Raw genomic sequence first — 20,366 nt, forward strand, 5'->3', positions numbered from 1 at the left:
ATGCAACGAGCGAAGTAGAGCAAGAGTACGCAGCTGTGTAGATGAGTGTGTGAGTGTTCATGATGGGTGAGCTGTAGACTTACTATTGTTTTTGTTGTTTAATGATACGGCGGCAACCGAAATCTAAACTTTTTCGTTCGTGTGCGTCTTCAGATGTGTATAAAGGAAAACTCAAAAACTGAAAGGGAATTGGGTTTACTAGGTCGAATTATCCCACTGTAGAGTGGGATTTTTTTTTTTTTTTTTTGAATCTGGATGCTCTCAAAAACTGAAAGCGAATTGAGTTTACTAGGTCGAATTATCCCACTATAGAGTGGGATCTTTTTTTGTACTTGGATGTTTTCTGATCAAGAGATTGATTATTGGCTTTTTAAATGTTGAAGCTTTTATAGGGGTTATGATCGTACTTCTCAAAAAAAATAGGCTTCAAGATGCTATGGTTAAGATGTTTTGTCATTCTTATAAAAAGATATTTTGACAAAATGTCATTAACTGAATGTGTTTTAATGACAAAATGTCGTGAAAATTAAAACGGAACCCAAATTGCTATATACTCATTGTAATTGAAATTTTGAATAACCTTAAAAAAATATACAATGAGTTTACTAAAAAAAACAGACAGATTACCTTTCCTTTTTGATGATTTCTTTACTACCGATTGGCTTGGAGGAACATCTAATATTAATAAAATAGGTGTAAATACTCCAGCAGTTAATGTTAAAGAAACAGATGAAGATTTTGTGGTAGAATTAGCTGCACCAGGACTTACCAAAGAAGACTTTAGTATTGAACTGAATAATGATGTTCTTACCATTTCTTCTGAGAGCACATCAGAAAAAGAAACTAAAGATGAAAAAGGAAAGTACACACGAAAAGAATTTGGATACAATGCATTTAAACGTTCATTTAGTCTCCCCGAAGCAGTAAATGGTAACAAAATAGGAGCTTCATATGAAAACGGAGTGTTATTGGTAAAACTTCCTAAAAAAGAGGAAGCAAAAGTACAACCAAAAAGGTTGATTGAGATTTCATGATTTGATTGATTTGAGATTTAGTTAGTTAATGTTTCAAAAACACTCTTTATAGTAAAGGGTGTTTTTGTTTTTTAATCCAGGTCTAAAATAAAATAAATCAACTAAGGTATTTTGATCTCTTTAAATAGTTAATTTTTAGTCATTTCTCAGAATATTGAAAAAATATTTGTATTATTGTGATATCAAAATGATATTATTATGAAATACGAGAAAAATATAAAAGCAAGTAGTGGTTATCTAATGTTAGGTCTACTTATGTTAGTTGTAATGGGGATGGTTACTGGTTTGCTTCTAAGTGGAAATCCCTTATTTATAATTCTTATAATGGTGATATTGTTTATCATTAAAGGTTTTTTTATTGTAAACCCTAATAGTTCTAAAGTAATGGTGTTATTTGGGGCATATAAAGGAACAGTAAAGAATAACGGTTTCTTTTGGGCGAATCCTTTTTATGCCAGACAAAGAATTTCTTTGAGGGCCAGAAATTTCTATAGCGAACGGGTGAAAGTGAATGATAAAATTGGTAATCCAATTTTGATTAATGTAATTTTGGTGTGGAAAGTAGCAGATACATATAAGGCAGCTTTTGATGTTGATCAGTACGAAGAATTTGTAAGAGTACAAACAGATGCAGCCGTAAGAAAACTTGCAGGCTCTTATCCGTATGATAATTTTGCTGATGGGCAACAGGAGGTAACATTACTATCTGGTATGGATGAAGTAAATGAAGCTTTAGAAAATGAAATAACAGAGCGTTTAGCCATTGCCGGAATAGAAGTTCTGGAAGCCAGAATTGGATACCTGGCATATGCCCCGGAAATAGCAAGCTCAATGTTGAAAAGACAGCAAGCCGTAGCTATCGTAGCAGCGCGTAAAAAAATAGTAGAAGGAGCTGTTGGTATGGTAGAAGATGCTTTAACCAAATTATCTGCAGATGATATTATAGATTTTGATGATGATAAAAAAGCATCTATGGTAAGTAATTTAATGGTGGTTCTGTGCGGTGATAAAGAAGCAACACCAGTAATTAATACTGGGACATTACATTCGTAATTTATGAGTAAGAAAAAATCATTTGTTCTAAGAATAGACCCAGAAACTTTTAAGTCGATTGAAAAATGGGCTGATGATGAGTTTCGAAGTGTTAATGGGCAACTAGAATGGATGATACATAAAAGTCTTAAAGATGCTAAGCGTTTGAAATCTAAAAAAAAGTCTAACGATTCTGAAGAATAGTATATAGATTTTAAATATTTGCTATTGTGAAAATGCTCCTGATATACCGGGAGCATTTTTTATAGTGATATTTAAATAGAACTTACAACTAACCTGGATTTGATTTTGCCTACAAGATAATATGCGAAAATAAGATTTGGGATCCAGCAAAGCCATGCTACTATTTGATATGCAATGATAAAATCTCCAATAAATGTATGGAGTATAGGTAACCATATTCTAAGTGTTACTGCAGAAAAACAGGCTGCATAGCTATAATACATCATAGTTTGATGTTGGGATATCCGGACAGTTTTGGCATACCAGTATCCTTTAACAGTAGTATATATCCAAAGTATTCCTAAGCATATGAACCCAAGAGATGCAATAATTCCTCCTGTAGCAAAGAAGCCAATATAAATTCCCGAAACTCCACTTATAAAGACCATAATCACATAGGTTTTTCCAATACGTTTATGCAATTCTGATCGAGAGATTCTTATTTTTTTATTAAACTGAATCCAACCTATCAGTAGTGCGACACCCCCAAAAAAGATATGACTATAAAAAGCAATATTCCAAATGGTATCGGCAAGTAAGTCACTACTTTTCGAACTTAATAAACCAAATTTTCGATTCACAAAGAGATATACAAAAGGATAGAGGCCTATTATAGTACTTAATAAAGCTAAAATGACTTTGATAATTTTTTTCATCATCTGTGAAATTAAAGATCCAGCCACTTTTTAAAATTAGAAGTCCGCTCCCGGGAAACAATAATCTGTTCATCATTCACAGGCTTTAATTTCAATAATAATCTACTATTAAAATAACTATGAATCTCAACTACAGCTTTAACAGAAATCATAAACTTTCTATTAATTCTAAAAAAATGAATAGGATCTAGAATTTCTTCAAGTTGATCTATAGTGTATTCAATAGGATATTGCTTTCCTGTGTGGGAATGCAAAAAAATAATTCCTTCATGGGACTTAAAATAAGCAATATCGTCAACATTAAAAGTGTTAAATTGATTTCCGACTTTAACCATAAAACGGCGTTTGTATTCTTTTACAAACAAGTTTTTAATGCGTTCGAATTTTACATCATCTATCGATTTACCAGACTCTGTAAAACTCTTTTTGTATTTGGCGAGAGCGTTTTTTAAATCTTTTTTATCAATTGGTTTTAGAAGGTAATCTAATCCATTATACTTAAAACCTCTTATGGCATATTCGTTATATGCCGTAGTAAATATAATAGGAGGGTGATCTTCTAGTGTGTCTAAAATATCGAATCCATATCCATCATTTAATTGAATGTCCAGAAATATTAGATCGGGGAGTGGGTTATTCTCAAACCAATGTCTTCCGTTTTCGACAGAAGTGATTTGACCGGCAATCTTTATTTCTGGAGCTAACTCTTCGATGAGATTTGCCAAACGCTTAGAGGCTATATTTTCGTCTTCAACAATTACAGCAGTCATTTTATGAAACTTTTACCATGGTAACTTCTTTTATATCTTTGGTTAATAGAGGGAGAGTAACTTTAAAGTATTCATGCTCTGTTTCTATTAATACTTCTTGATTTGTATAAAAGGAGTACCTCTTTTTAATATTTTTAAGCCCTAATTGTGTTGATTCTTCTTTTTGTTTTCTTACCCGTAAATTATTCTGAATAAGAATACTACTTTTTTCTATAGAAATAATACTAATCTCCAAAGGTATTTCTTTAGAGTAATAATTATGTTTTAAGGCATTTTCTACGAGCATTTGTAACGATAAGGTAGGAATTACATATTCTTTTGGATTAACCGAAATATGAGTGGTTATACTAAGCGCGCCTTCATGCCTAACATTCATCATAAATATAAAAGAATCAAGAAAACTTAATTCTTTTTCCAGGCTAACCAGATCTTCTTCACGGTTATCCAGAATATATCTATAACATGTTGCTAATCTGGATACAAAATCAGATGCCAGGTCTCTGTCTTGATACATTAATGACGTAAGTGTATTTAAGCTATTGAATAAAAAATGGGGGCTAATTTGATTTTTCAAGGACTTATATTTAGACGTCATGACTTCTTTTTTTAGTTTGTCCATTGTATTTTCCATTTCTTTTTTCTGTTTTAGAGAATGATAAAAGAGATTAAAAATAACAACGGCAAAACCTAAGAGTGTAGCTCTAAAAAAATCTATTCTAAATCGTAACCAGGGTTTATCAGCATTAATTTCGCAAATATGATTAAATTCAAAAATCGCCAAATAATATAATGAAGCAGCTATAGGAATAAAAATCGCCATATTTATAGCAATAATCTTCATACCATTATTTAGATCCAGACTTTTACCTTCATTAGATTTGACCTCTCTTCGTATTAACCAATCATTGGTCTCCCAGGTGAATATGAAAAGAAAAAAGGCAGTCAAATAATAAAATAAACTAGTTGCATCAAATTCTGTGACATCACCGCTATGGTCGATGGTCGATTTAATAAGGAAATAAACCACGTTTATAACAATAAAGCGAAATGTAAACTTCTTTATGTATGCTTTAGATATCATATGTAAAAGTCAATAATAGATGTATCCTTTTTAATAGTATAGGTAAAGATACATAACTGATATGCAATAATCATTTTTAGACATATTCAATCGTCAGATAAGATGCTGAATTGTTTTAAATAACGTTTGATTTGATAACATAGGACACTACTCCATTTTATACTATTCAGATTTGTTTTTGACATTTCAAGAGTAAAAATACCAGCTGGGTATTTTAAATTTTAAGAGTTAAAAAAGAAGTCACAGATTTGAACAAAATAGGAGTCAAATCATGAGAAAAATCACTTTTGCATTTATTATTGTACTAGGATACATAGCAAATGCACAAACAGGAATCATTAAAGGTCTTGTTGTTGACAAACAATCAGAAAACCCTTTACCAGGAGCTACAATTGAGTTATTAAATGTAGAACAAGCTATCGGGGTGATAACGGATATAGATGGGTATTTTACATTAGAAAATGTACCGCTTGGTCGTCAAATGATACGGGTAAGTTACATTGGATTCGAATCGATTACTATACCGAATATTGTAGTAACTTCTGGTAAGGATGCAGCAGTTAATATAGCACTAATAGAAGCTTTTGATCGGTTAGATGAAGTTATTATTACATCAGAAACAAGCAAAGCTCAGGCCATAAATAAACTTACATCTGTTTCGGCCAGACAGTTTGGCGTCGAAGAAGTAACCCGTTTTTCGGGAGGAAGGAGCGATGTTGGTCGTTTGGCAGCAAATTTTGCGGGTGTTTCTTCTCCCGATGATAGTAGAAATGATATTGTGATACGAGGTAATTCTCCTGTTGGATTACTATGGCGGGTAGAAGGAGTGCCCATTCCAAGCCCTAATCATTATTCTACCCTGGGAACGACAGGAGGACCAGTTTCTGCTTTAAATCCTAATCTGTTAAAAAACTCAGATTTTATTACTTCGGCTTTCCCTGCAGAATATGGAAATGCAATAGGAGGAGTATTTGATCTTGGATTTAGAAAAGGTAATGTAGATGATTATGAATATACTGGTCAGGTAGGGATTTTTACAGGAGTAGAAGCAATGGCAGAAGGGCCTTTGGGTAAAAATAAAGGTTCGTTTTTGGTGGCCGGAAGATATTCGTTAGTAAGTCTCCTGGGGATAGGAGCAGGAGGAACATCGGCTACACCAAATTACTATGATGTTTCATTTAATGTAGATTTTGGAAAAAGTAAACTAGGTAACTTTTCATTGTTCGGGATTATTGGTTTTTCTGATATTGAATTTCTTGGAGATGATATTGATGAGGATGATCTATTTGCTGCCGAAGATGAAAATTCTAAGGCAGACTCTGGTTTTGGGGTGATTGGTCTTAAACACCAGATCAATATTGGTTCATCCTCTTTTTTAAGAACAACAGTAGCTGGGTCTTTTGCAACTAATGAATTTAAAGCAGATCGCTTTATTGAAAAAAACACTCCGCAAGAACGTATTATAAAATATACTGAAGCCGATAATGCAGAATCACGCCTCACGTTCTCTACGCTTTTTAACTCTAAATTGAGTAGTAAAAGTACATTACGAACAGGAGTTTTGGTAGAAAATTTTGGAATAGAGTCTGTAGAACGAGATCGTACAAAACAACCTGATAATGATGGTGATGGTGATCCTGATCTTTTTACATTTACAGATATAGACGAAAATCTAAGTATCATTCAACCCTATATTCAGGGGCAGTTTAGACTTACCGAGAAATTAACACTAAACGCTGGATTACACGGTCAGTATAGTACGCTGAATGAACAATTTGTATTTGAACCCAGAGCAGGACTTTCTTATAAGGTTAATCAGAATCATCGTTTTAGTTTTGGATATGGATTGCATCATCAACCAGTTCCTTTACCATTATTGTTTTTAAATGAAGACGTTAATGGAGAATTGGTACAGACCAATCTGGATCTTGATTTTGTGAGAAGTAATCATTATGTATTAGGTTATGATGTAAGAATTAGTAAAGGCTGGAGAGGTAAAGTTGAGGTATATTATCAAGATGTTAGTAAGGCTGCGGTAGAACCTTTTTCGTCAAGTTATTCTTCTTTGACAGAAGGAGCAAATTTTGGATTCGAAAACGATAGGGTATCTCTGGTTAATGAAGGTACCGGTTTTAATCAGGGGATAGAACTGACTTTAGAGAAGTTTTTTAGTGATGGATATTATGGATTGTTAACCACTTCGCTATTCGAAAGTAAATATGAAGGAAGTGATGGTATAGAACGAAATACACCTTTTAATAATGGATATGTAGTAAATCTTCTTGCCGGAAAAGAATTTACTATTGGCAAGGCCAAGAAAGATGTATTATTTTTTGACACTAAGCTAACCGTATCGGGGGGGAGATATTTTACCCCTGTTAATTTGGAAGCTTCACAATCAGCAGGTTTCCAGGTGTTAAGAGAAGATTTGGCTTTTAGTGAGCAAAATGATGACTATTTTAGATGGGATGTTAAATTTGGATACAAAATCAATAGTAAATCAAAAAAACGTTCTCACCAGTTTTATGTTGATCTTCAAAATGTAACGAATAATGAGAATATTTTTACGCGTCGTTATAATCGTTTAACTAACCAGGTGGATCAAGTAGATCAAATTGGGTTCTTTCCTGATTTTGGATACCGTTTTCAATTTTAAACAAAATTATATCTCATTAATAAGGCAATGCATAGTATAGAAGTGTATAACAAGCATCATTTAGAGATCATGAGGAATATTTTGAACACTAAGTAAACCTATCTACAAGTATTGTATGTAATTTTTTTGCAAAGAGGCTGTCTAAATAATGTACTTTTTAGACAGCCTCTTTTGTTTACGTCCTTTTTTTTATCTTTTCAGAAATAAAAGCATTGATATCGTTCTCTAATTGCTTTGGAATATTCTCGTCTTCTATCCATGTATGGATATCTCCTAAATACTCCATACCAAGATAATGTGCACTTTCTATAAATGGCATTGTAAAGCCTGTCTTTAATTCTGATCCAGAACCACAGCTTATCATTCCCATCTTTTTTCCTACTAACTTTTTTCCGGTTGTCTTTTCAATTTTTATACAATCCGTTATCCTGTCCATAAAAGTTTTCATGATTCCACTCATTGTATACCAATATACTGGTGTGGCAAAAATAAGAGTGTCATAGTTCTCAACGATCTCTTTTATTGTGGGTAGAAAGTCATCATCCCTATTCTTAAAATCATAATCAAAAGGTCCTATGTTTTTAGATTTCAAATCTATAATATCGAATCCGGTTCTTTCTTTTATAAATAATGCTATTTTGTTAGTATTTCCATTACTTTTCGAACTTCCTTGTAGTATTACGCCTCTCATATTCTGGGTTTAAAGATTATAGAGCAAAGCTATTTTGTTTATATCACTTATCAAATAAGGGGCAAATTTTACCCTATAGTATTTGATAATCTAATTTAAAAACAGAAGAAAAACCGATACTTTAAAGTTGATTATACCATTGTTTTATTACAATAGGATGATTTTTCAAACTCTCTAAGGTTAATAGAAAGAATAGGTACATCGGGAAATATTGTTTTTAACGTGCTGACTATTTTTTTAGAAAGATCAGCTTTTTGATGATCATTTCTACCTTCCATCAGATTACCAAAAACATGAATAAAGTCATCTTTTGTATTTCCTACAGTGTAGTATTTAAAGGGGTTGATTCTTACTTTAATATCTCCAGCGGTAAAAAGCCCGGTAGCATCGGCCGCATTGTATACAGCTTGTATGATTTCTTCGGGTGATTTTAATTGAATGATGTGTTCGGAGCAATCTAATATGAAATGCGGCATGTACTATTTTATTAAAGGTTTAATTCTTGCTTTCTATACACGTATGGAAGTCTAATTATTTTGAAAATACGTTTCAACCTGTGCAATCTTTTTTTCTTTTTCTTTGTTAGATAACCAGCTTGCTTTGAAGCTGTTCTTAACTAATTCTGTAATTTGCTTTTTAGAAAGATTTAGTGCTTGAGCAATGCCTATGTAATTCTCGTTCATATATCCTCCAAAATAGGCTGGGTCATCAGAATTAATTGTTACTAATAAACCTTTATCCATCATTTCTGGTAAAGGATATTTTTTTAAATCGTTAATCACTTTCAGTTCAAGATTAGATAAAGGGCATAATGTTAGTGGTATTTGTAAATTTGCTAGTTGTTTTACTAATCTATCATCTTCTAGACATCGGTTACCATGATCAATACGAGTTACTTTTAATAGATTAACAGCTTCCCAGATATATTCTGCAGGCCCTTCTTCTCCTGCATGAGCTACTGTTATAAAACCTTCTTCTTTTGCTTTAGCAAAAACACGTTCGAATTTTGAAGGTGGATTTCCTACTTCAGAAGAATCCAGACCAACTCCACTAATCCATTTTTTGTAAGGTAAAGCTTGTTGTAATGTTTCAAAAGCCGAAGCCTCATCTAGATGCCGTAAAAAAGATAGAATCAACTTGTAGGTAATCCCCAGTTTTTCTCTCCCATCCTCTAATGCACGATAAATCCCTTTAATAACAGTGTCAAAAGAAATACCTCTATCGGTATGGGTTTGAGGATCAAAAAAAATCTCTGTATGCACAAGATTTTGTGTATGGACTTTGGTAAGATACGCCCAAGTGAGGTCATAAAAATCCTGTTCTTCGATCAATACATTGGCACCAGCATAATAGATGTCAAGAAATTCCTGAAGATTATTAAAACTATACGCTCTTTTTAACTCATCGACTGTAGAGTATTTGATTTCTTTATTGTTTCTTTTTGCAATTTTAAACATCAACTCAGGTTCGAATGTTCCTTCGATATGTAGATGAAGTTCTACTTTAGGTATGCCTTCAATAAATTTTTCAATTGAAATATTACTCATAATAGTCTTATGTTTTTTAATAGCATGATCATCTCAAGATCTACACTATGAAGTAATTTAAACTTTTTTCAATTCGCTATAAAAATGCTCTTTTTCACTTAGTTTTTGTCTTTTTCTTACTTCGTAGCACTGCTACGAAGTAAGAAAAAGACTTTAATTGATCAAAAAATAACTATTTTTCGCCAGAATCAAAAAAGTTTAAATCTCTTCTATAATTATATCGCAAAAATTACACTTTTTGATCCTGTATCTTATTTTGCAACATTTTGATCTCGTCTCGCAATCGTGCTGCAGTCATAAAATCTAATTCTTTAGCGGCTTTTTCCATTTCCTTACGAACATTACGGATTCGTACTTCTAATTGTTCTTTGGTGTAGTAGGCTGTTTCTTCTTCAGCAGCTTGTAGGGTAGGAGCGTTTTCAAAAGTATAAGGTTCTACTTTTTTACCAGCTAAGGCATTATCCAGGGACTTTTTAATTGCAGTTGGTGTAATGCCATGTTTAGTGTTGTAAGCTATTTGTTTTTGTCGTCGGTATTCTGTATCATCAATAGTTTTTTGCATGCTATCTGTAATTTTATCTGCATACATAATTGCTTTTCCGTTTACATGCCTTGCTGCTCTACCAACGGTTTGTACTAATGATCTTTTGTTTCTTAAAAAACCTTCCTTATCAGCATCCAGAATGGCTACCAATGATACTTCGGGAAGATCTAACCCTTCTCGCAATAAGTTTACTCCTATCAATACATCAAAAATACCTTTTCGTAGATCTTGCATAATTTCTACCCGTTCTAATGTATCTACATCACTGTGGATATATCTGCAACGAATATCGATTCTAGTTAGATATTTTGTTAATTCCTCTGCCATTCTTTTGGTTAGTGTGGTAACAAGGATACGCTCGTCTAAATCAATTCGCTTTTGCATCTCTTCGATGAGATCATCAATTTGATTTAAGCTAGGGCGAACTTCTATTACAGGATCTAATAATCCTGTTGGTCTAATGATTTGTTCTACATAGGTTCCTTCACTTTTTTGTAATTCATAATCTGCAGGTGTAGCACTGATATACATAACCTGATTTTGGATCGCTTCGAGTTCTTCAAACTTTAAAGGCCTATTATCCATTGCTGCAGGAAGTCTGAAGCCATATTCTACCAGGTTTTCTTTCCTGGAGCGATCACCGCCATACATGGCGTGTGTCTGAGGTATAGTGACATGACTTTCGTCAATAATCATTAAATAGTCATCAGGAAAATAGTCGAGTAAACAAAATGGTCGTGTACCTGGGTTTCTGCCATCGAGGTAACGAGAATAGTTCTCAATACCAGAACAGTAACCAAGTTCTTTAATCATTTCCAGATCAAAATTAGTGCGTTCTTCTAGTCGCTTTGCCTCCAGTGGTTTTCCGATTTCTTTAAAGTATTCTACCTGTTTTCCTAAATCAAGCGAAATTTGATCAATTGCATTATGTAATATATCGGGAGAGGTTACAAACATATTGGCTGGATAAATGTTCAATTGATCATATTTTTCAACAACAGTATTGGTTTGTACATCAAAAGATTCGATCTCTTCAATTTCATCTCCGAAGAAATGTACTCTAAATGCATCATCGGCATAGCTTGGGAAAATATCAACGGTATCTCCTTTTATTCTAAAATTTCCATGTTTAAATTCAGCCTCAGTTCTCGAATATAAACTTTGTACCAAGCGATGTAATAAAGCTGTTCTGGATACAAACTGTCCTGATTGTATCGAAATCACATTCTTCTTAAACTCTGCAGGATTACCAATACCATATAAGCAAGATACAGAAGCGACAACCAAAACATCTCTTCTTCCGGATAAGAGCGAAGAAGTGGCGCTTAAACGTAGCTTTTCAATCTCATCATTGATTGATAAATCTTTTTCGATATAGGTTCCCGAAGTAGGAATATAAGCTTCTGGCTGGTAGTAATCATAATAGGAAACAAAATATTCTATAGCATTCTTAGGAAAAAATTGTTTAAACTCAGAAAAAAGCTGGGCGGCCAATGTTTTGTTATGCGCCAATATTAAAGTTGGTCGCTGTACTTGTTGAATTACATTAGCAGCAGTAAAAGTCTTTCCTGATCCTGTTACGCCTAAAAGCGTTTGATATTTTTCGTTAGATTCAATACCTTCAACCAATTGTCGTATTGCTTCTGGTTGATCCCCAGTGGGTTTGAATTCTGATTCCAATTCGAACTTCATGTATCTTTTCTTTTTCACAATAAAGATACTGAATCCAAAACCATTTATTTTTAAATAATCATGACATTTAACAATTAAAAGGTCGCTTGTTTTTTTAGAAACCTTTTACAAGTATTAATAATTCAATCTAAAAGTTAAACAAAAATATTTTTTGCACGATTTTGAATTTAGGTAAATATTTATTTGTTAAATACGTATTTGTTGACAGTGTTTTCGATTTCTTTAATAAGAAATATAAGTTCTTTAGGAATATTTTTAGTTCCTTTAATGCTAATAGTATCATTACAATATATCAATTTCTTTTGTGGCAAATCCCTTAAATTTGGGTTATATATTTTAGTTTTAAAATCTAACTCAAGAAACTTATCATAAATTTCAATCACTTTTTTTTGAGAGATTGCTACAGTAGAATGGCCTATGATTTTTACATTTTTTTCACCAATAAATATTGCATTACCTTTTATAGGCAAGACAAACTTGTAAGCAGGACATGCTCCAAAACATTCTCCTGTGATAAATGTTATAGAGTTATTATGTGGTTCGCTATAACTATTATTACTTTGACAACCAATAAGGACAAATATTAAACTTAGTATTAGTAGTGACTTATATTTTGTTATTTTATAATGTATAGCCATTATGTGATAAGTTTTAAAAAATTAGGTGTCTTTTTATACAACAGTAAACTTTTAGAATACCCTATTTTTATTTACTTATAACTTTTTTGCAAATTCCTTTTTTATAAGTAGAAAAAATAAGCTGTGAAGTTGTTGTAGGAACAAAGCTTTTTTTGTTGGTAAGGGGAGTAAATCAGTTTTAGTAATTTTTTTAAAAGGAAATTCTTTGTTGTTTATTATCAATAAAAAGAAGATAGAAAACCTAAAAATATTTTATAATGATAATCTCTAGATTTAGAGATTCTAGGTGTGTTTTTTAGATATGAATCTGTAAAAGGGAATCATATATTATCATTTTTACAGTGTGATTCCTGATGGAAATATTTGTATAAAATTTTAGGTATAATCAATTCTAAGAATAAATCGGATATATTAATATTATTATCGAATCAAAGAGAAACTTCCGGTAAGAATTCTACCATCTTCTAATTCTACACGAAACCAATATTCGCTAGAAGGCATTAGTTGCCCATTAAAGGTCCCATCCCATCCAGGGGTACCTGCTCTTAGCTGCTTGATTAGTTTTCCGTAGCGATTAAATATAAAGATTAGTGAATTACCCATAATCTGGTTTGATATTCCTTCTACGTTCCAGGTTTCATGAAAACCATCTCCATTTGGAGTGAAATATTTTGGAAATCCAACCACCGAGATATCCTGAGAGGTTACAGGAACACATCCGTTTTTGTCTCTTACATACACCCTGTGAAACCCTGGAGGTACATTGATAAAGGTTGGGTCATCCTGATATGCACTCAAAACTCCATTTATCTCTATTGCATATTCATAATTACCCAAACCTTCTGCATTAATGGTAACGGTATTATTATCTCTTGCATCATTGATATCGATAGACTGTATAGTCGCTACACTTGATGCAATTACAGATACTGTTCTGGATTTGGAACATCCTGTAAGTGTGCTGGTAACTTGAGCTGTATATGTTCCTGGCTGGTTCACAAAAATGGTTTGAGTAGTTTCATTAGTAGACCATAGAAAAGTGAAATCATTAGCATTACTACCAGATAATAAACCTGTATCTATTTCAATGTTTGTTTGGTTTTGGCATAAGAAATATTGTGCTTCAGGTTCAATATTAGGTAAAGGATTAAGAAATAATTGTACTTGATTAATACCAAAACATTGATTGAGGTTTTCTACTCTAGCAAATACTATATCTTGTCCTTGTGTTAATAAGGTGGTATTAGTTGTTGTTGTTATAGGATTAGATTCACTTAAAGCATCTGTTATAGTTTGATAATACATAACTGTTAAATTAGGTGTAGTTATGCCAAGCAGTATCTGTGGATTAGCCAGTGAAAGATCAAATTCACGAAACCCATCTTCTGTACCGTCATCATCACATAATCTTAAAATTGCATCATTTGCAGATGTAACACTTACTTCCAAGTCTAAAGTTGAAACCCTAAAACATCCATTAAGATCATCTGTAACACGAACGAATAATTGCTGATTTATCGCAGTATTTTGGTATGTAGTTGTATTTGTAATAGCCGGAGTACCTGCATTTGCAGATGCGATATCTTCAAAGAATAATACAGATCTATTTGTTGTACTTCCCGTAATCTGATTACTAGCTTCATTAAGATTAAAAAGAGTGATGCCATCTGTTGGATCCATGAATTCATCACATTGTATTAAAGAAATGGCATTTGCTACAGGCAAGGGGTTTACTTCTAAATTAAATTGAACAATACTAATGGTATTTATACATGGTTGTGTTGCGGCATATTGTGCTCTAACAAAAATCGTCTGAGGATTCACAGTATTTGTAAAAGGAGCGTTTTTATCTATAATACCAGTTCCAGTATTTGCATCAGTCAGAGACGAATGATATGTTATGATATTGATAGCAGGATCTAGTCCGTTAAGAATTTCATTGTCTTTATCTCTAAGTAAAAAAGAAACAAATCCATTTGTATCATTCCCATCATTGGCATTATCACATACCGTGAATGGGGAAGGAGTGGTTATTTGCGGCCCAGGAATGGTTATCAATGTGAATGTATCAATGATAAAACAACCAGTAATTGTATTTTCTATGCGTACATGTATGGTTTCATTATTTTGAGTACTTAGATAAGGACTGGCTAAGGGTGAATTGTTAATGCTGGCATCTTCTTCGGTATTATGATATGAGATTGCTGTATTGGTTTGTGTTCCTAATATAGCAGCTGTATTACTATTTAAATCAAAATTTGTTCTTCCGTCACCAGAGTTTCCAATGACATCACATTCTGTAAGATCAAGATTTACCGTAGTGCCTGCAGTATTAACAGGGCTATCTGGAAGTACTGCTGTACCGGTAAATGTAAGGTCAAAACCTCCATTCTGAGAAAAATTATCAATTAAAATAAAATACTCTTCTCCGGCTACGGCATCTATGGCACGTACAAACCCATTTCCGAGATTTCCGGGACCTTCGCTCAGATCCGTTTCAGTGCTATTGAGCCCTGTTAAGGTAGAGATTCCAGCCGCTGGAGGATTGGTAGAGGAGCATCGAATAGAACTACCTAAAGTAGAGCATGTAACATTAGGTCCGTAAACTGCAAAATCATAATCTTCGGCAGTGCTTGAGGATTCTGGTGTTATGGTGAATGCTAGTGTTCCTGATTGAACAATATTAACTCGTAACCATAAACTTTGACTTTCTGTAAAAGAACAAGCAGGAGCATTGTTACCAGGTAATGCAAAATCGTTGGTACCTACACCGTTAGAGTTTAGCTCTAGATTAGTATCTCCGCAAACAATAATAGAATTAACACAATCGGTAGGTTCGTTTTGTGAATAACCGATAAAAAATACAGAAGTAAGAAGTAAAGTTAAAAGTAATTTTTTTTTCATTTGGGGTATTTATATTGTCGGTCAAGATACTAATAAATAGAGAACTAGTTTAATATTCTCTATAAACTCTATGGTAAATATAGTTAACGAATAAGAGAGAAACTTCCGGTAAGAATTCTACCATCCTCTAATTCTACACGAAACCAATATTCGCTAGAAGGCATTAGTTGCCCATTAAAGGTCCCATCCCATCCGGGGGTACCTGCTCTTAACTGCTTGATTAGTTTTCCGTAGCGATTAAATATAAAGATTAGTGAATTACCCATAATCTGGTTTGATATTCCTTCTACGTTCCAGGTTTCATGAAAACCATCTCCATTTGGAGTGAAATATTTTGGAAATCCAACCACCGAAATATCCCGAGAGGTTACAGGAACACATCCGTTTTTGTCTCTTACATACACCCTGTGAAACCCTGGAGGTACATTGATAAAGGTTGGGTCATCCTGATATGCACTCAAAACTCCATTTATCTCTATTGCATATTCATAATTACCCAAACCTTCTGCATTAATGGTAACGGTATTATTATCTCTTGCGTCATTGATATCGATAGACTGTATAGTCGCTACACTGGATGCAATTACAGTTACTGTTCTGGATTTAGAACACCCGGTTTGTTGGTTTGTAATTTCTACAGTATAATTTCCGGGTTGATTTGCTAAAATCGTTTCTGTAGACTCATTTGTCGACCATAAGATTGTAAGATCATTGAGATTACCATTAGTTGGTAGGCCAGCATCGATTTCGACATTTGTTTCGTTTTGACATAAGAAATACTCAGAATCAGGTTCGATATTGGGTAACGGGACTACAAATAAACGTACACTGCTTATTCCAAAACATTCTCCTCCATTTTCTTCAGCTTTTGCATAAACAATATCATCACCTTGAGTGTTTTGTGTACGATTGGTAGTGGTTGTAATAGGGTTCCTGTTTAATAATGCATCTTCTGTATTTTCATAATATGTAATCGTTAATCCGGGGGTAGTAATTCCTGATAATACCTGTTGATTTGCTTCAGTTAGATCAAAAACGGCAAACCCATCTTCGATACCATCATCATCGCAAACTCGTAACTCGGCATCGTTTACATCGGTAGAGCTCACCTCTAAAGTAACAGTTGTGATGTCAAAACAATTTGTATTGTTGCTATTAATTACCCGCGCATATACCTGTTGATTATTTTGATTATTTTGAAATACATTTTCATTACTGATTCTTGGTGTTCCTGCTTGTGCAGAAGGTTGATCTATAAAGAATTGGGTTGTGTATTGATTATTTCCGCCGGTAAGCTGATCGTTTGCAAGATGTAAATCAAACAACGTAATATTATCTCCAATAGTTTGATACGCATCACACTGTACTAGTGTAGAAGCAATAGCAGTCGGGACTTCGAAAAAAGTGGCATTAGCAACGCCAATGAGAGGGCAGCTACCATCATTAAGATCAACTTCTAATCTGTAGTTGGCTGTTGTTGTAATATCTAAAAAATGAACAGCATTAGCAATCTGATTGTTGTCTACAAACCAGGTATAGCTGGCACCTGGGATATTTTGATAAGACAATCGATATGTATCTCCCTCACATAAAGCAAGATTAACGTTATTAGGATCTCCATTATTGATGATATCAATATTTTGTGCAAAAATAGATTGAATAAAAGGAGGCAGCCCAAGAAGAGCACTTCTAGAACCATCTGTATTAACACGTACTCCTTGCTCGTTATATACTATATTGGATGCTGCTGCTTCGGGGTTTTGAATAACTCCAAGATAATCACCTCTTTGGGTGTTGAAATCATATAGCGTTCGATAAATCTTACCATCTGGACCGAGTTGAATAGCTCCTGCGTTAAAAGAAAAAGTACTTTGATTATTTTGATTAAGAATTCTCGTTCCACTTGCTGCAATTTGATTATCCGGTAATGAGAGGTCATATTGCATTAAAAAACTTTGTCCATTTCCTTCATCTCCAATATCGAAAGTAGCATATAGTCTTTGCCCGGTTTGAGAAAACTCTATTCCATAAGGAGAATTGCTGTTGCTTAACTCGATCTCATTACTAATAGTTCCGGTGGTATTATCAAAATTGTAAAGTAAAACTTTTCCTGGTCCGTTACCTGCTGTGACAGTTGCAAAACCAAAATGTGCTACAGCTAATTTATCACCATCTGGTGAAGCTTTAATATATCCTAAAGCATTACGCCGATACCCAGAAAGAGGAACGGTAACCCCAATGCGAGAAGTAACAGGTGTTGTGTTAACTCCGGTTTGATCAACTTTAAAAGCATAGAATGTATCTACAAAATGTGTAATTACCCAAAATGAATCACAATCATCACTTTTTACAGCTGTAATTTTTTCTGAACATTTGTATCGACTTTCTAGGCCATTTGAAGTATTGTAAGTAATTAAAGGAATGTTTTTTTGGCCAGTAACTACAGCTCCATTTCCTCCGTTCAAAGACATATCTACAATAGAATACATAAATCCATCGTTTACCCCATCTCCATCAAAAGTAGTAGGATCATTATCAGCGTTGTCATGATGAGGTTCATCTACAGTAAAAACAATATACAGATTTGGAGAGTTTGGTTGAGGAACAATTAGTGCAGAAGAGGTACTAGAAGGGTCACCTTTTAACCCTGTACCATTTTGCATAATAGCATGCGATCGATCCCAAACGGTAATGCCATCGGTATAAAATAATAAATTTCCTGTTGCATCAGATATTGTAGTACATCCTTCAAGTGTGTTCACTCTACCGTTAGTAAGTGCTGTAGGTGGCGTTGTATTGAAACTTATACCTGCATTCTGACCAAAATACCAACTGTTAGCTTCTCCCTGACTATATAACAATGGACAGTGAAAGAATAAAGCAAAAAAAACTACATAGATGTATCGCATAGTCGAGCTTTGAAGCCCAAATATATTATAAATCTCTCTTTTTAAGTAAGTAATAAGATAGATATATAAAAACAACTGTCCAAACCAATACGATTAAGATTTCATACCAATGTACAGTATAATCTCTTTGAAAAGTTTCTCCTAATTGACTTGCAGCCGATTGAATAAAATTTAAACGCGTAAAAGGCTCATTAATCAAGGTTGCCATAGATTCTAAAGGAAAAAACTGTACGATGTTATCTGCAATTTCGGTTCCTCTAAATAGTTTAAACTTTAGCAATGCGAATATAATATTTTCTACAACCCACCAGATAAATAGAAACCCAAGGGCAAAGGCAGAACGCTTTACAAAAATCCCGAGGAACATACAAAAAGCAAAAAAACCAATTAGTTTTATGAAATACGCCAGAACATATTCCAGGTCAGAGAATATGATAGAAAACTCATTATAATCAGAGAAGCTTAATCCCAAAATCATAGATACTACGAATAAAAATAGGGTAGAGATCAAGGCAAAGACACCAACGGTTAGAAACTTAGAACTAATGAATTCTTTTTTACTTAGCCCATCGATTAGATTTTGTTTTAAGGTTCGATGACTGTATTCATTGGCCATCATAGAAACAATAACAATAGCCAAAAATAGTTTAGACCATGCAGCTATATACGTATTAAAATGCCATATATATGGAAAATTGAAAATCCCCTGATCGGCTATTCTAAATTTTACACCGGCAAAATTAAATTCTATAGATGCGATTAAAGCGATAAAGGTTATTAATATAAAGTACGTTATCGTAATTACCTTTGCGGCTTTATTATATTTTAGTTTTTGAAATTCTATATTTAGTAGTCGTAACATGGCTTTAGTTTAAATTGTTGGTTAATTGTAAGAATTGTTCTTCTAGACTTTCTTTTCGTTTCACAAGGTGCGTGAGAACTATTCCTTCTTTAAATAATTGCCTGTTAAGACTTTCTGCATCCAGCTCGTGTGCTAAAAATGCAATTACTTTCCCATCTTCTTCTTTGAAATTTTTAAAATCATCATGCTTAGATAACCATTCTGTTAATGCAGATTTTTGATCACTCTTCAGTTCGAAAAACCCGTAACTTGCATTCATCTCATCTACAGGTCCAGAATACAGTTTTACACCTTTTCGTATAATCACTACGTGACTACATACTTTTTCTACTTCATCGAGTAGGTGAGATGCCAAGAGTATTGTAGTTCCTTTAGAGGCAATTTTTTTGATGATTTCACGAATTTGATGTATCCCTTGTGGGTCTAACCCGTTAGTAGGTTCGTCAAGGATTAATATTTCAGGATCATTTAATAAGGCAGAAGCAATGGCTAATCGCTGTTTCATTCCGAGAGAGAACGTTCTGAACTTACTGTTTTTTCGATCTAATAACCCTACGACTTCAAGTTTTTTATCAATTTTACTGCTGTCGACCCCTTTAATTTGGCATACCAATTTAAGGTTTTGGGCCGCAGTCATATATGGGTAAAAGTTTGGGCGTTCTATAATTGCTCCAACTTTTTTTAGTGCATCATGAGTTGATGTATTGCCATCAAACCAGATAAACTCACCAGAGGTACTGTTAACAACATTAAGTACGATACCCAAAGTAGTAGATTTACCACTTCCGTTTGGACCAAGAATACCATACACATTTCCTTTCTTTATAGTAAAAGAGAGGTCTTTGACAGCTGTTAGTGCTCCAAACTTTTTGGTGAGATTGTTTAAGGTGAGGATATTTTCCAATTGTAATTGTTTTTGGTGGTTATATAAAACAAGACGACAAGTATAGGGTTTTGTTACAAGAAAGTTGATAGTTGTTGATTGTTTGTTGAATCTAAGTGTATGTTTTTTTGATGTAAATGGTTGTTTATTGAATGTACGCATATGTTTTTTATTGTAGACTATTGTTTACTAAACGGTATTCAGCAATTTTTTTTAAAAGTGAT

General features: G+C 33.5%; 16 protein-coding genes. 4 read left to right on the forward strand and 12 right to left on the reverse strand.

Going from position 1 to position 20,366, the window contains the following annotated elements; translation table 11 throughout:
* Positions 1 to 596: 596 nt before the first annotated feature.
* From DK441_RS09950 to DK441_RS09960, 3 genes are all read left to right on the forward strand, one after another.
* Entirely contained in the window at positions 597 to 1,034 is a 438-nt protein-coding gene (locus DK441_RS09950) for an Hsp20/alpha crystallin family protein (RefSeq protein ID WP_025667553.1), read from the forward strand.
* A 198-nt stretch (positions 1,035 to 1,232) separates the two neighbouring features.
* Entirely contained in the window at positions 1,233 to 2,087 is an 855-nt protein-coding gene (locus DK441_RS09955) for an SPFH domain-containing protein (protein WP_109098606.1), read from the forward strand.
* A gap of 3 nt (positions 2,088 to 2,090) precedes the next feature.
* A complete protein-coding gene (locus DK441_RS09960; RefSeq protein ID WP_074408664.1) occupies positions 2,091 to 2,270 on the forward strand; it encodes an Arc family DNA binding domain-containing protein in 180 nt (59 codons plus the stop codon).
* A 71-nt stretch (positions 2,271 to 2,341) separates the two neighbouring features.
* Here DK441_RS09960 and DK441_RS09965 read toward each other — a convergent pair whose 3' ends face one another.
* Genes DK441_RS09965 through DK441_RS09975 form a run of 3 tightly spaced genes read right to left on the reverse strand, consistent with a single transcriptional unit; the run spans position 2,342 to position 4,816 of the window.
* The gene (locus tag DK441_RS09965; RefSeq protein ID WP_200822843.1) at positions 2,342 to 2,965 is read right to left on the reverse strand and encodes a DUF2306 domain-containing protein; all 624 of its coding nucleotides are present in this window, start codon (positions 2,963 to 2,965) and stop codon (positions 2,342 to 2,344) included.
* An 11-nt stretch (positions 2,966 to 2,976) separates the two neighbouring features.
* Positions 2,977 to 3,735 carry a LytTR family DNA-binding domain-containing protein gene (locus DK441_RS09970; protein ID WP_109098608.1) on the reverse strand — a complete coding sequence of 253 codons (759 nt, stop codon included), beginning with the start codon at positions 3,733 to 3,735 and terminating at the stop codon, positions 2,977 to 2,979.
* A gap of 1 nt (position 3,736) precedes the next feature.
* Positions 3,737 to 4,816, reverse strand: coding sequence for a sensor histidine kinase (locus DK441_RS09975; protein WP_109098609.1), 1,080 nt, complete (start codon positions 4,814 to 4,816; stop codon positions 3,737 to 3,739).
* Between the two features lie 271 nt (positions 4,817 to 5,087).
* Here DK441_RS09975 and DK441_RS09980 point away from each other — a divergent pair, with 271 nt between their 5' ends.
* Positions 5,088 to 7,472, forward strand: coding sequence for a TonB-dependent receptor (locus DK441_RS09980; protein ID WP_109098610.1), 2,385 nt, complete (start codon positions 5,088 to 5,090; stop codon positions 7,470 to 7,472).
* Positions 7,473 to 7,647: 175 nt separating this feature from the next.
* Here the strand turns inward: DK441_RS09980 and DK441_RS09985 are convergent, their stop codons facing one another.
* The 9 genes from DK441_RS09985 to DK441_RS10025 all read right to left on the reverse strand — a co-directional run bounded on the left by DK441_RS09985 (position 7,648) and on the right by DK441_RS10025 (position 20,163).
* Positions 7,648 to 8,163, reverse strand: coding sequence for a flavodoxin family protein (locus tag DK441_RS09985; RefSeq protein ID WP_109098611.1), 516 nt, complete (start codon positions 8,161 to 8,163; stop codon positions 7,648 to 7,650).
* A 131-nt stretch (positions 8,164 to 8,294) separates the two neighbouring features.
* Positions 8,295 to 8,639, reverse strand: a complete 345-nt coding sequence (locus DK441_RS09990; RefSeq protein ID WP_109098612.1) for a 5-carboxymethyl-2-hydroxymuconate Delta-isomerase — start codon at positions 8,637 to 8,639, stop codon at positions 8,295 to 8,297.
* Positions 8,640 to 8,690: 51 nt separating this feature from the next.
* On the reverse strand, positions 8,691 to 9,710 hold the full coding sequence (locus DK441_RS09995) for an adenosine deaminase (RefSeq protein WP_200822844.1): 1,020 nt from the start codon (positions 9,708 to 9,710) through the stop codon (positions 8,691 to 8,693).
* A gap of 229 nt (positions 9,711 to 9,939) precedes the next feature.
* On the reverse strand, positions 9,940 to 11,946 hold the full coding sequence (uvrB, locus tag DK441_RS10000; protein WP_109098613.1) for an excinuclease ABC subunit UvrB: 2,007 nt from the start codon (positions 11,944 to 11,946) through the stop codon (positions 9,940 to 9,942).
* Positions 11,947 to 12,125: 179 nt separating this feature from the next.
* Positions 12,126 to 12,584: a DUF6438 domain-containing protein gene (locus DK441_RS10005; protein ID WP_109098614.1), complete on the reverse strand. Its 459-nt coding sequence runs from the start codon at positions 12,582 to 12,584 to the stop codon at positions 12,126 to 12,128.
* A 420-nt stretch (positions 12,585 to 13,004) separates the two neighbouring features.
* On the reverse strand, positions 13,005 to 15,488 hold the full coding sequence (locus DK441_RS10010; protein ID WP_109098615.1) for a T9SS type B sorting domain-containing protein: 2,484 nt from the start codon (positions 15,486 to 15,488) through the stop codon (positions 13,005 to 13,007).
* Positions 15,489 to 15,571: 83 nt separating this feature from the next.
* On the reverse strand, positions 15,572 to 18,397 hold the full coding sequence (locus tag DK441_RS10015) for a T9SS type B sorting domain-containing protein (RefSeq protein WP_160112032.1): 2,826 nt from the start codon (positions 18,395 to 18,397) through the stop codon (positions 15,572 to 15,574).
* Between the two features lie 25 nt (positions 18,398 to 18,422).
* On the reverse strand, positions 18,423 to 19,259 hold the full coding sequence (locus DK441_RS10020) for an ABC transporter permease (RefSeq protein ID WP_074408654.1): 837 nt from the start codon (positions 19,257 to 19,259) through the stop codon (positions 18,423 to 18,425).
* A 4-nt stretch (positions 19,260 to 19,263) separates the two neighbouring features.
* Complete coding sequence (locus DK441_RS10025) at positions 19,264 to 20,163, reverse strand: ABC transporter ATP-binding protein (protein WP_109098664.1); 900 nt, start codon at positions 20,161 to 20,163, stop codon at positions 19,264 to 19,266.
* Positions 20,164 to 20,366: the final 203 nt, after the last annotated feature.

Source organism: Aquimarina sp. AU58 (assembly GCF_900312745.1).
Classification (GTDB): Bacteria; Bacteroidota; Bacteroidia; order Flavobacteriales; family Flavobacteriaceae; genus Aquimarina; species Aquimarina spinulae.